We start from the raw sequence: 11322 nt of genomic DNA on the forward strand, positions 1-11322 counted from the left end.
CCATGGCCTACCGGCCGTCCAAGCAGTTCAAGAAGACCCTGCTCGGCAGCGGCGCCGTCCTCGTCCTGGCGGCGCTCAACGCCCCGGCCGCGGTCTCCTTCGCCACCGAGAAGTACCACGCGTACAAGATCGCCCAGCCCGGCTACAAGAAGGCCTACGGCTCGTGGGCGGTGGTGGACGTCCCCGACCAGTACCGGATCAACGCCATCCACGCGGCCCTGCTGCACACCGGCAAGGTGCTCCTGATCGCCGGCTCCGGCAACAACCAGAAGAAGTTCGACGCCGGCACCTTCGAGACCATCCTCTGGGACCCGGTGAAGAACACCTTCAAGAAGATCCCCACCCCCGAGGACTTCTTCTGCTCCGGCCACACCGCGCTGCCCGACGGGCGGCTCCTCGTCGCCGGCGGCACCGCCCGCTACGAGGTCCTCGACGGCGAGGTGAAGAAGGCCGGCGGCGGCATGCGGGTCAAGAACGAGAGCCCCGACAAGGCCGTCACCCTGAAGAAGGGCACCGTCTTCCGCTCCCCGTCCGGGGTCGAGTACGTCTCCAAGACCGATGTCACCGTCCCCAAGGCCAAGCGCGAGTTCGAGATCTCGTACTTCAAGTCCGGCCAGATGAAGCCCTGGAAGACCAAGGTCACCGCGGCCGAGGCACGGGTCTTCGTGGAGGCCGTGAAGGAGGGCCCGCAGGCGCTGACCACCGAGGCCGCCCAGTACGAGGTGGTCGGGCTCAAGGGCGAGGAGGCCGACAACGTCTACGGCCTCGCGCAGAAGCTCACCACCGAGAAGCAGGACTTCCAGGGCATCAAGGCCGCCTACGAGTTCGACCCCAAGGCGGAGCGGTACATCCCCGTCGCGCCCATGAAGGACGCCCGCTGGTACCCGACCCTGGTCACCCTGGAGGACGGGAAGGTCCTCGCCGTCTCCGGGCTCAACGACGTCGGCGACGTCGTCCCCGGAGACAACGAGATCTACGACCCCGAGACCAAGAAGTGGTCCAAGGGCCCCTTCCGCTACTTCCCCACCTACCCCTCGCTCTTCCTCACCAAGGGCGGCAAGCTCCTCTACACCGGCTCCAACGCCGGTTACGGCCCCGCCGACAAGGGGCGCGAGCCGGGCCTGTGGGACCTGAAGAAGAACGCCTTCACCAAGCTGGGCGGGCTCAGCGACCCCGACCAGCTGGAGACCTCCGCCTCCCTGCTGCTGCCGCCCGCCCAGCAGCAGAAGGTGATGGTCCTCGGCGGCGGCGGGGTCGGCGAGTCACCGGCCTCCACCGCCCGCACCTCGATCGTCGACCTGTCCAAGGACAGCCCGGTCTTCCGCGACGGCCCCGCCCTGCCGCAGGGCACCCGCTACCTCAGCAGCGTGCTCATGCCCGACGACACCGTCTTCACCAGCGGCGGCTCCGGGGACTACCGCGGCCGCAGCGGCAGCGACATCCTCAAGGCCCAGTTCTACGACCCCAGGACCAACGCCTTCAACGAGGCGGCCGAACCCACCGTCGGCCGCAACTACCACTCCGAGGCGCTGCTGCTGCCCGACGGCCGGGTCGCCACCTTCGGCTCCGACCCGCTCTTCGACGACGCCGACAACACCAAGCTCGGCACCTTCGAGCAGCGCATCGAGGTCTTCACCCCGCCCGCCCTGTACCGCGGCGGCGACAACCGGCCGGTGCTCGGCGAGGGCCCGCAGGAGCTCGACCAGAACGGACGCGCGACCTTCAAGACCAAGGACGCCGCCCGGATCGCCACGGCCCGGCTGATGCGGCCCAGCGCCGTCACCCACACCACCGACGTCGAACAGCGCTCGGTGGAGCTCGGCCTGACCAAGGACCCGGACGGGGTGACCGTCACCGTCGAGGTCCCGAAGGACCGCACCCTGGTGCCGCCCGGCTGGTACATGCTCTTCGTCACCGACCAGGACGGGATCCCGTCCGAGGCCAAGTGGGTCCAGGTGGGGCAGGGCTGAGGCCGGCTCAGGCCTTCGCGCGGCGGGCCAGCCCGAGCGCGTAGTCCGGCCACCACGTCCCGGCGGCCGGGCCGCCCCGGCAGGGGCCGTCCGAGTCGCCGGGACGCTTGATCCACAGATAGGCGTCGACCAGCTCGTCCCCGGTCCGGTCCGTCGGCGGCACGCCGAGCGCCCGGCCCGGGGGATTGCACCAGCCCTCCGGCCGGTCGCCCGGGAGCGGACCGTCGCCGTTGCGGCTGGTGTCCACGGTGAAGTGGGTGCCGCCGAGCAGCCGGGAGAGCCCGGCGCCGAAACCGCGCACCACGTCGTTGGTCTGGAAGTTGGACACGTTCAGCGCGAAGCCGTCGGCCCTGGCGATGCCCGCCCGCCGCAGCGGCTCCACCAGCTTCTCCGGGCGCTCGATCCAGGCCGGGTTGCCCGCGTCCAGATAGACCCGGGTGCGCGGCTGCCGCTTGAACCGCTCCACCGCCTCCGCCAGCAGCTGCAGCCGCTCCTCGTGGTACTCCGCGGGGGTGCAGCCGTCCACGATGTGCGGCACCGCGTCCGGCTCCAGGATCACCACGGCGGGGGCGTCGCCGATGGCCGAGGCGAAGCGATCCACCCAGCTCCGGTACGCCTGGGCGTCGTGCGCCCCGCCCGCCGAGTACATGCCGCAGTCGCGGTGCGGGATGTTGTACGCGACGAACAGCACCGTCCGCAGATCGGGCGCCGCGCCCTTCACCGCCTTCGTCACGTCCGGTACGGGATCGTCGCCGGCCGGCCAGTCGGCGACCGGCCGCTCCGCGATCCGCTTCATGATCCTGGCGTCCTCGGTCCGGCCCTGCGCCTCGTACTGCCGGACCTGCCGAGCCGCGTCGCTGTCCGGGTCCACCCAGAAGGGCGAGCCGCCCGTGGGAGGCGCCGCCTCACCGCGCGAGGCGGGCGGCCCGACGGGGGAGACGGGCTCGTCGTCGCCGCAGCCGCCGAGCAGCAGGGCGGCGGCGAGGGCAAGGGCGACGGCGGTGACGGAGCGACGGGACATCCGGCCCCCAGGGTCGGGATACGGGAGTGCGTGAGCGTGCGTCGGACGAGCGAGCCTGAAGGGACAGACCCGGGCCATCCTGGCATAACGGTCAGTCGGTGTCCGGCTGCGACACCGCCAGGGCGATCCCCAGCGGCGTCCGCTCGTACAGCACCTGGTGGCCGTAGCGGCGCGAGGTCAGCAGCCCGGCCGCCCGCAGCACCGCCAGGTGCGCCGACACGGAGGAGGGCGCGAGCCCCAGCCGGTGGGCCAGCGCCGTCGTCCCGGCCGGCTCCTCCAGCGCGCACAGCACATCCGCCCGCGCCCGGCCGAGCAGCCGCGCCAGCGCGTCCGGCGTCCGGTCGCGGGCCTCGGTCCACAGCCCGCCGATGCCCCGCGCCGGATACGCCACCGTCGGCTGCCACGGCGGATCGAAACCGCTCACCACGTCCGGCCAGGTGAACACCGACGGCATCAGCACCAGACCCTGGCCGTCCAGGGCCCGCACATGCTCGCCGTGGTAGTCCACCGTCAGCGTCGAACTCTCCTCCGCCCAGCGGAAGGCCGGGTGCAGCTCGGTCAGCAGCCGTTCGAGACCCCCCTCGGCCAGCCGCCGCGAGTGATAGGCCACGTCCGCCTCGAGCAGCGCCCGCAACCGCGGCCACTCCGGCTCGATCAGCGCCTCCCAGGCCCGTTCCAGCAGACCGGCGAGCCGCTCCAGGGACCCGGCCGGATCCGCCAGCATCCGCCGGCCCTCCGCGCTCCCCGCCGCCCCCGGCGTCTCGGCGAGCGCCCGCCGGAAGTCGACCAGGGCGAGGGCCGGGTCGGTCGCCCGCACGGCAGCGATCTCCTGCTCGAAGCCGGCCGTGGCCCCGATCGGCGGCGGATAGAGGAAGTCCGGGCTGTGCCCCCGCAACGGCATCAGCAGGTGCAGCGGCGCCAGGTCCACCCCGGCCGCCGCGTCCGCGATCCGCCGCAGCCACGGCAGGTGGTACCCCTGCTGCCGAGGCCGCGCGAGCACCCGCACCGCGCAGTGCGTCTCCCACAGCGGCGAGATCGCGAAGCGGATCCGCAACGGGTCGGCCTCGCCGAAGTGCAGGTGGTACGGCATGGGGACGACTCCGCTGCGGAACATTCGGCTGGAGCCGAAAGTCTAGGGCCGGACCACCGGGGGCGGCACGCTGCTCCCATGCCCACGAACGACACCCGGGCGCCGTCGGCGGTGCCCGCGCCCGCCCCTGCCCGGGAGCCCGAAGCCGCCGCCCCCGGATACGCCGCCGTCCTCGCCGTCCGCGAGTTCCGCTTCGTCTTCGTCGCCCACCTCCTCTCCCTCCTCGGCGTCGTCGTCAGCGAGCTCGCGCTCACCGTGCTCGTCTACGACCTCACCCGCTCCCCGCTGCTGTCCTCCCTCACGTTCGCCCTCGGCTTCCTGCCCTACCTCCTCGGCGGGACCCTGCTCGCCGGGCTCGCCGACCGCCACCCGCCCCGCCGGGTGCTCGTCGTCTGCGACCTGGTCTGCGCCGGGTGCGTCGCGCTCATGGTGGCGCCGGCCACCCCCGTCGCCGCCCTGCTCGTGCTGCGCTGCGCCGTCGCCGCCGTCGCGCCCGTCTTCAACGGGACCCGGATCGCGACCCTCGCCGACATCCTGGGCGAGGGCGAGCTCTTCGTGCTCGGGCGCTCGCTGCTGCGGATCGTCTCGCAGGGCGCCCTGCTCGCCGGGTTCGGCGTCGGCGGACTGCTGCTCAGCGTGCTCACCCCGCGCGGCGCCATCGCCGTCACCGCCGCCACCTTCCTGCTCTCCGCGCTGCTCCTGCGCCTCGGCACCGCCCGCCGCCCCGCCCGTGCCCCCGAGCGGCGCGAGGGCATCGGGGCCACCTGGGGCGTGCTGCGGGACCGGCGGGTCCGGGCGCTGATGCTGCTGTTCTGGGTGCCGCCGCTCTTCTTCGTCGTGCCGGAGGCGCTCGCCGCCCCGTACGCCGCCGAGATCGGCGTCTCCACCGCCGCCCTCGGCCTGCTCATGTGCGCGCTGCCCGTCGGCACCATCCTCGGCGAGCTCCTGGCCGGCGCCGCCCTGAGCGCGGCCACCCGCTCCCGGCTGGTGTACCCGCTGCTCCTGGCCGGCTTCCTGCCCTTCCTGCTGTACGGGCTGCGCCCCGGCCTCGCGCTCGCGGCCCTCGCGCTCTTCCTGGCCGGGGCGGCCGGCGCGTACAGCCTGGGGCTCGACGCCTGGTTCGTCGCCGCCGTCCCCGAGCGGCAGCGCGGCCGGGCGATGACCCTGATGACCGCGGGCATGATGACCGTGCAGGGCGTCGGCATGGCCGGCGCGGGGCTCGCCGCCGAGTTCGCGCCGGTGCACACCGTGGTCGCGGGCACCGGGATCCTCGCGACGCTCTGCCTGCTCGGGCTGGTCCTGGAGGCCAAGGCGACCGAAAGGCGAGACGCGGCTGACCGTCATATGACCAGTGGGTAAGGTCGACGCGTGCCGAAGCCGCTCAGTCTCCCCTTCGACCCCATCGCCCGCGCCGACGAACTCTGGCAGCGGCGCTGGGGTCCGGTCCCCTCGATGGCCGCGATCACCTCGATCATGCGCGCCCACCAGATCCTGCTGGCCGAGGTGGACGCGGTCGTCAAGCCGTACGGGCTGACCTTCGCCCGCTACGAGGCGCTGGTGCTGCTCACCTTCTCCAAGGCCGGCGAGCTGCCGATGTCCAAGATCGGCGAGCGGCTCATGGTGCACCCCACCTCGGTGACCAACACGGTGGACCGCCTGGTGAAGTCCGGCCTGGTCGCCAAGCGCCCCAACCCGAACGACGGCCGGGGCACCCTCGCCACCATCACCGACAAGGGCCGCGAGGTGGTCGAGGCGGCCACCCGGGACCTGATGGAGATGGACTTCGGCCTCGGGGTGTACGACGCCGAGGAGTGCGGCGAGATCTTCGCGATGCTGCGGCCGCTGCGGGTCGCGGCGCACGACTTCGACGAGGGCTGACCGGCCCGGAAGCGGGCAGACCCCCGCGAAAGATCGCCCCGAAGGTGCCGTTACGCTCGACGGCATGAAATCCAGCGTGCTGACCCGCTACCGCGTCATGGCCTACGTGACCGCCGTCATGCTCCTGATCCTGTGCGCGTGCATGGTCGCCAAGTACGGCTTCCACACCGGTGAGGACCTGACCTTCGCGGTCTCCCAGGCCCACGGTGTGCTCTACATCATCTACCTGATCTTCGCCTTCGACCTGGGCTCCAAGGCCAAGTGGCCGTTCGGGAAGCTCCTGTGGGTGCTGGTCTCCGGCACCATCCCGACCGCCGCCTTCTTCGTCGAGCGCAAGGTCGTCCGGGAGACGCTTCCGCTGGTCAGCGGTGCGCAGCCGGTTCCGGCCAAGGTCTGAGCCGAAGCCCCGCACGGATGTGCGGGGCTTTGCCATCGACATTTACTAGGACGTCCTAGTAAATTCGAAGCATGGACGCTGACGCGATCGAGGAAGGCCGCCGTCGCTGGCAGGCCCGTTACGACAAGGCCCGCAAGCGCGACGCCGACTTCACCACGCTCTCCGGCGACCCCGTGGAGCCGGTCTACGGCCCGCGCCCCGGGGACAGCTACGAGGGGTTCGAGCGCATCGGCTGGCCCGGTGAGTACCCCTTCACCCGCGGACTGCACCCGACCGGCTACCGCGGCCGGACCTGGACCATCCGCCAGTTCGCCGGCTTCGGCAACGCCGAGCAGACCAACGAGCGCTACAAGATGATCCTGGCCGCCGGCGGCGGCGGGCTCTCGGTCGCCTTCGACATGCCGACCCTGATGGGCCGCGACTCCGACGACCCGCGCTCGCTCGGCGAGGTCGGCCACTGCGGTGTCGCCATCGACTCCGCCGCCGACATGGAGGTCCTGTTCAAGGACATCCCGCTCGGCGACGTCACCACCTCCATGACGATCAGCGGCCCCGCCGTGCCCGTCTTCTGCATGTACCTCGTCGCCGCCGAGCGCCAGGGCGTCGACCCGGCCGTCCTCAACGGCACGCTGCAGACGGACATCTTCAAGGAGTACATCGCGCAGAAGGAGTGGCTCTTCCAGCCCGAACCGCACCTGCGCCTCATCGGCGACCTGATGGAGCACTGCGCGGCCGGCATCCCCGCGTACAAGCCGCTCTCGGTCTCCGGCTACCACATCCGCGAGGCCGGGGCGACGGCCGCGCAGGAGCTCGCGTACACCCTCGCGGACGGCTTCGGCTACGTCGAGCTCGGCCTCTCCCGCGGCCTCGACGTGGACGTCTTCGCGCCCGGCCTGTCCTTCTTCTTCGACGCGCACCTCGACTTCTTCGAGGAGATCGCCAAGTTCCGCGCCGCCCGCCGGATCTGGGCCCGCTGGATGAAGGAGGTCTACGGCGCCAAGACCGACAAGGCGCAGTGGCTGCGCTTCCACACCCAGACCGCCGGTGTCTCGCTCACCGCGCAGCAGCCGTACAACAACGTCGTGCGCACCGCGGTCGAGGCCCTGTCCGCGGTCCTCGGCGGCACCAACTCGCTCCACACCAACGCCCTCGACGAGACCCTCGCGCTCCCCAGCGAGCAGGCCGCCGAGATCGCCCTGCGCACCCAGCAGGTGCTGATGGAGGAGACCGGCGTGGCCAACGTGGCCGACCCGCTGGGCGGCTCCTGGTACGTCGAGCAGCTCACCGACCGGATCGAGGCCGACGCCGAGAAGATCTTCGACCAGATCAAGGAGCGCGGTCTGCGCGCCTACCCGGACGGCAAGCACCCGATCGGCCCGATCACCTCCGGCATCCTGCGGGGCATCGAGGACGGCTGGTTCACCGGCGAGATCGCCGAGTCGGCCTTCCGCTACCAGCAGTCCCTGGAGAAGGGCGAGAAGCGCGTCGTCGGCGTCAACGTCCACCACGGCTCGGTCACCGGCGACCTGGAGATCCTGCGGGTCAGCCACGAGGTCGAGTGGGAGCAGGTCCGCGTCCTCGGCGAGCGCAAGGGCCGCCGCGACGACGCGAAGGTCAAGGCCTGCCTGGACGCGATGCTGACCGCGGCCCGGGACGGCTCCAACATGATCCCCCCGATGCTGGACGCGGTCCGCGCGGAGGCCACGCTCGGCGAGATCTGCAACGTCCTGCGCGACGAGTGGGGCATCTACACGGATCCCGCCAACTTCTAGGCGCGCCGGCCCTCGCGGCAGCCCCGGCAGCAGAGCGCCCCCCGCACAACGGCGTGCGGGGGGCGCTCTCGTCTGCTGCCGGGCCCCCGTCCGTCTCCTCCGCGGGTCCTACTGCTCCGCCGCCATCGCGAGGCCGCCGAGCAGCAGGGCCGTCAGCCGCTGCACCCAGGCCTCGTCCACCGGCTCCGCGCTGACCAGCGCCCGGTGCACCACCGCGCCCGCGACCACGTCGAAGATGAGGTCGTCGATCGCCTCCACGGTCAGCGGGTCGCGCTCCCGGGGCAGTTCGCCCCGCTCCTGGGCGCGCTGGCGGCCCTCCAGGACGAGGCGCTTCTGGCGGTCCACGATCGAGGCGCGGATGCGCTCGCGCAGCGGCTCGTCGCGGGTGGACTCGGCGACCACCGCCATCAGGGCGGTCTTGGTCTCGGGGCGCTCGAGGAGCGCGGCGAACTGGAGCACCACGTGGGCGATGTCGGCCTGGAGGGAACCCCGGTCGGGCAGTTCGAGTTCGTCGAAGAGGACGGCGACGGCGTCCACCACGAGTTCGTTCTTGTTGGCCCAGCGCCGGTAGAGCGTGGTCTTGGCGACCCCGGCGCGGGTGGCGACGTCGCCCATCGTCAGCTTGGACCAGCCCAGCTCCACCAGCGCCGCCCGGGTCGCCACCAGGATGGCCGTGTCGGCCTCGGCGGAACGGGGGCGTCCGGATCGGGCGCGGGAGCGGGTGCGGCTACACATGGGTGTCGACCATACCCGCCGGTAGGTATTGCGCCAGGGGGTGGAGATGTGAGCCAGTTCACCACCCCGGCCTCCCCACGGCCGGGGCGGGAGGATTACGCTACGACCCGTAGCGAAAGGCTTTGAGCGGCCGCCTCGCGACAACCACCGCGCCGGGTGGGGACCCGGCGCAGACGAACAGGGACCGTGTCGTCCTCCCGCGGACGGCACGGTTCAGCCATGGCTTACCGGTAACGCGCGCGGAAGGGGGAGGATGTAGGCATGCAGCCCCGAAACATGTCCATGAGCGGCGTCGTCGACCTCGCCGCGGTGAAGGCGGCCGGAGAGGCCAAGGCGAAGGCGGAGCAGGCGCGCGCCGAGGCCGCGCGGCAGGGCGGGACGCCCGCCGTCGCCCCCTCCGCCCTGGTGATCGACGTCGACGAGGCGGGCTTCGAGCGCGATGTGCTCCAGCGTTCCGCCGAGGTCCCGGTCGTCATCGACTTCTGGGCCGAGTGGTGTGAGCCCTGCAAGCAGCTCGGCCCCCTTCTCGAGCGCCTCGCCGTCGAGTACAACGGGCGCTTCCTGCTCGCCAAGGTCGACGTCGACGCCAACCAGATGCTGATGCAGCAGTTCGGCATCCAGGGAATTCCGGCCGTTTTCGCGGTGGTCGCCGGTCAGGCCCTGCCGCTCTTCCAGGGTGCGGCCCCCGAGGCGCAGATCCGCGAGACCCTCGACCAGCTGGTCATGGTCGCCGAGGAGCGCTTCGGCCTCACCGGCATCCAGGTCGACCCGAACGCCCCGGGCGCCGCGGGCGGCGAGGGTGCCCCCGCGCCGGTCGGCCCGTACGACGCCCTGCTCGAGGCGGCCATGTCCGCGCTCGACGCGGGTGACATGGCCGGTGCCGTCCAGGCGTACAAGAACGTGCTCGCCGACGACCCCCAGCACCCGGAGGCCAAGCTGGGGCTCGCCCAGGCCGAGCTGCTCGCCCGGGTGCAGTCGATGGACCCGCAGGCGGTGCGCAAGGCCGCGGCCGACGCTCCGGCCGACGTCGCCGCCCAGATCGCCGCCGCCGACCTGGATCTGGTGGGCGGTCATGTCGAGGACGCCTTCGGCCGGCTGGTCGACACCGTGCGCCGCACGGCGGGCGACGACCGCACCGCGGCCCGGCTGCGGCTGCTGGAGCTGTTCGAGGTGATCGGTGCCGACGACCCCCGGGTCACGGCGGCCCGGCAGGCCCTGGCGAGGGCGCTGTACTGAGCCGGTCGCCCCGGGCGTACGGGGACGATTTGGCGACACAGTGACATTCGGCGGCCGCGCTTTACCAAAACTTGGTAATCGCGGCCGCTGTTACTTGCAGTAAATCGAACCCGGATTTCTGTCCGGATTTCTCCCTTCTTCTCACCTTTTCTCGCCTCACGCGACGGCACCCTGTGTGGCGGTCCGGTGCCGGCCCGTCGTGTCGTGGTTATCAGGCCGTTACTAGTGAGTAACGAACCCCCTTGTGCGGGCGCCCGGAATGGACCACGATCGGCGACGCTCGGTCCGATGCCGCACCAGTGGCAGCGGGTCCCCACCGAGCGGGCCGGCGGCGGTGCCGTCGGTCGTGGACAGGGGGGTTCCTGCTCTGCCGGCAGGGCCTGTCCAATCCGGCCGCGCGCACGGTGTGGCCAGTGGTTGTCGCTCGGGGGTGATCGCCGGTGATTCGGACGTGCGTCGTGCCGCCTGAGCCCTCGGCGCTCCCCTTCCCGAGGACGTAGCACTTCTCCCATCCCAGGACGGGCCCTGGGCCCATCCGGAGATGTACGTCCGAGAAGGAGGAATTCTCATGAAGTCCCAGGTTCGTGGCGGGACCAGATGGAAGCGGTTCGCCGTCGTCATGGTGCCGAGCGTGGCCGCGACGGCCGCGATCGGTGTCGGCCTGGCCCAGGGCGCGCTCGCCGCGTCCTTCAGCATCTCCGGCCAGGAGTTCAAGGTGAAGGCCGACAGCCTCGTCGGCAAGGACTTCGTCCAGTACGGCAGCGTCGACGCCGGTAAGGACCTCGAGGGCAAGGACTTCGCGGCCCCGGTCGCCGTGTCCGGCTTCTCCGAGGCCTGGATCAGCAACATGTGCCAGTCCGTCGTGACGCCGAACGTCCCGTTCGTCGGCGACGTCACGCTGGTGCTGAAGGCCGGCACCGAGAACAACAAGCCGGTCTACGCGAAGGACATCTACCTGGATGTCAGCGAGCTGAAGGCCGACGCCGAGTTCGGCAACATCGACATCGGTGTCGCCGCCGGCAAGCTCGCCAAGGCGGACGGCAAGCCGGGCATCCAGCCGGGCACCAAGGCCAACCCGTACGGCTTCGGCCAGCGTGCCGAGGACGCCAAGCTGAGCAACGTCCACCAGAAGGCGTGGGCCACCACCGCCGCGACCTTCAAGCTGCCGAACCTCGACCTTTCCCTGCACCGGGGCAAGGGCGCCGGGGTCGAATGCTACTGAT

Annotated in this window: 10 protein-coding genes; 7 read left to right on the top strand and 3 right to left on the bottom strand. The window is 71.6% G+C overall.

Annotated features, from left to right (window positions below):
* Positions 1–2 precede the first annotated feature (2 nt).
* Entirely contained in the window at positions 3–1970 is a 1968-nt protein-coding gene (locus ACH414_RS09215; protein WP_382537981.1) for a galactose oxidase-like domain-containing protein, read from the top strand.
* A gap of 7 nt (positions 1971–1977) precedes the next feature.
* Here the strand turns inward: ACH414_RS09215 and ACH414_RS09220 are convergent, their stop codons facing one another.
* Both ACH414_RS09220 and ACH414_RS09225 read right to left on the bottom strand, forming a co-directional pair.
* Complete coding sequence (locus ACH414_RS09220) at positions 1978–2991, bottom strand: glycoside hydrolase family 6 protein (RefSeq protein WP_382537984.1); 1014 nt, start codon at positions 2989–2991, stop codon at positions 1978–1980.
* 91 nt (positions 2992–3082) lie between these two features.
* Positions 3083–4081 (bottom strand): DUF5937 family protein, encoded by a 999-nt coding sequence (locus ACH414_RS09225; protein WP_382537987.1) that lies wholly within the window; start codon positions 4079–4081, stop codon positions 3083–3085.
* A gap of 78 nt (positions 4082–4159) precedes the next feature.
* Here ACH414_RS09225 and ACH414_RS09230 point away from each other — a divergent pair, with 78 nt between their 5' ends.
* The 4 genes from ACH414_RS09230 to ACH414_RS09245 all read left to right on the top strand — a co-directional run bounded on the left by ACH414_RS09230 (position 4160) and on the right by ACH414_RS09245 (position 8128).
* Complete coding sequence (locus ACH414_RS09230; protein ID WP_386565749.1) at positions 4160–5440, top strand: MFS transporter; 1281 nt, start codon at positions 4160–4162, stop codon at positions 5438–5440.
* A gap of 9 nt (positions 5441–5449) precedes the next feature.
* The gene (locus ACH414_RS09235) at positions 5450–5959 is read left to right on the top strand and encodes a MarR family winged helix-turn-helix transcriptional regulator (RefSeq protein WP_382537993.1); all 510 of its coding nucleotides are present in this window, start codon (positions 5450–5452) and stop codon (positions 5957–5959) included.
* A gap of 64 nt (positions 5960–6023) precedes the next feature.
* A complete protein-coding gene (locus ACH414_RS09240) occupies positions 6024–6356 on the top strand; it encodes a DUF3817 domain-containing protein (protein WP_382537996.1) in 333 nt (110 codons plus the stop codon).
* Between the two features lie 71 nt (positions 6357–6427).
* Entirely contained in the window at positions 6428–8128 is a 1701-nt protein-coding gene (locus tag ACH414_RS09245) for a methylmalonyl-CoA mutase (protein ID WP_382537998.1), read from the top strand.
* Positions 8129–8236: 108 nt separating this feature from the next.
* Here ACH414_RS09245 and ACH414_RS09250 read toward each other — a convergent pair whose 3' ends face one another.
* Positions 8237–8863 carry a TetR/AcrR family transcriptional regulator gene (locus ACH414_RS09250; protein WP_382538001.1) on the bottom strand — a complete coding sequence of 209 codons (627 nt, stop codon included), beginning with the start codon at positions 8861–8863 and terminating at the stop codon, positions 8237–8239.
* 261 nt (positions 8864–9124) lie between these two features.
* Here ACH414_RS09250 and ACH414_RS09255 point away from each other — a divergent pair, with 261 nt between their 5' ends.
* Together ACH414_RS09255 and ACH414_RS09260 are read left to right on the top strand one after the other, a co-directional pair.
* Entirely contained in the window at positions 9125–10099 is a 975-nt protein-coding gene (locus tag ACH414_RS09255; RefSeq protein ID WP_382538004.1) for a tetratricopeptide repeat protein, read from the top strand.
* Positions 10100–10667: 568 nt separating this feature from the next.
* The gene (locus tag ACH414_RS09260; protein ID WP_382538007.1) at positions 10668–11321 is read left to right on the top strand and encodes a DUF6230 family protein; all 654 of its coding nucleotides are present in this window, start codon (positions 10668–10670) and stop codon (positions 11319–11321) included.
* The last annotated feature ends 1 nt before the right edge of the window (position 11322 follow it).

This window comes from Streptomyces sp. NPDC020422 (assembly GCF_044386705.1).
In the GTDB taxonomy this organism is placed as follows: domain Bacteria; phylum Actinomycetota; class Actinomycetes; order Streptomycetales; family Streptomycetaceae; genus Streptomyces.

Coding starts and splice junctions, on each gene's coding strand:
- ACH414_RS09215 (WP_382537981.1), top strand. CDS start 3: ATGGCCTACCGGCCGTCCAAGCAGTTCAAGAAGACCCTGCTCGGCAGC.
- ACH414_RS09220 (WP_382537984.1), bottom strand. CDS start 2,991: ATGTCCCGTCGCTCCGTCACCGCCGTCGCCCTTGCCCTCGCCGCCGCC.
- ACH414_RS09225 (WP_382537987.1), bottom strand. CDS start 4,081: ATGCCGTACCACCTGCACTTCGGCGAGGCCGACCCGTTGCGGATCCGC.
- ACH414_RS09230 (WP_386565749.1), top strand. CDS start 4,160: ATGCCCACGAACGACACCCGGGCGCCGTCGGCGGTGCCCGCGCCCGCC.
- ACH414_RS09240 (WP_382537996.1), top strand. CDS start 6,024: ATGAAATCCAGCGTGCTGACCCGCTACCGCGTCATGGCCTACGTGACC.
- ACH414_RS09245 (WP_382537998.1), top strand. CDS start 6,428: ATGGACGCTGACGCGATCGAGGAAGGCCGCCGTCGCTGGCAGGCCCGT.
- ACH414_RS09250 (WP_382538001.1), bottom strand. CDS start 8,863: ATGTGTAGCCGCACCCGCTCCCGCGCCCGATCCGGACGCCCCCGTTCC.
- ACH414_RS09255 (WP_382538004.1), top strand. CDS start 9,125: ATGCAGCCCCGAAACATGTCCATGAGCGGCGTCGTCGACCTCGCCGCG.
- ACH414_RS09260 (WP_382538007.1), top strand. CDS start 10,668: ATGAAGTCCCAGGTTCGTGGCGGGACCAGATGGAAGCGGTTCGCCGTC.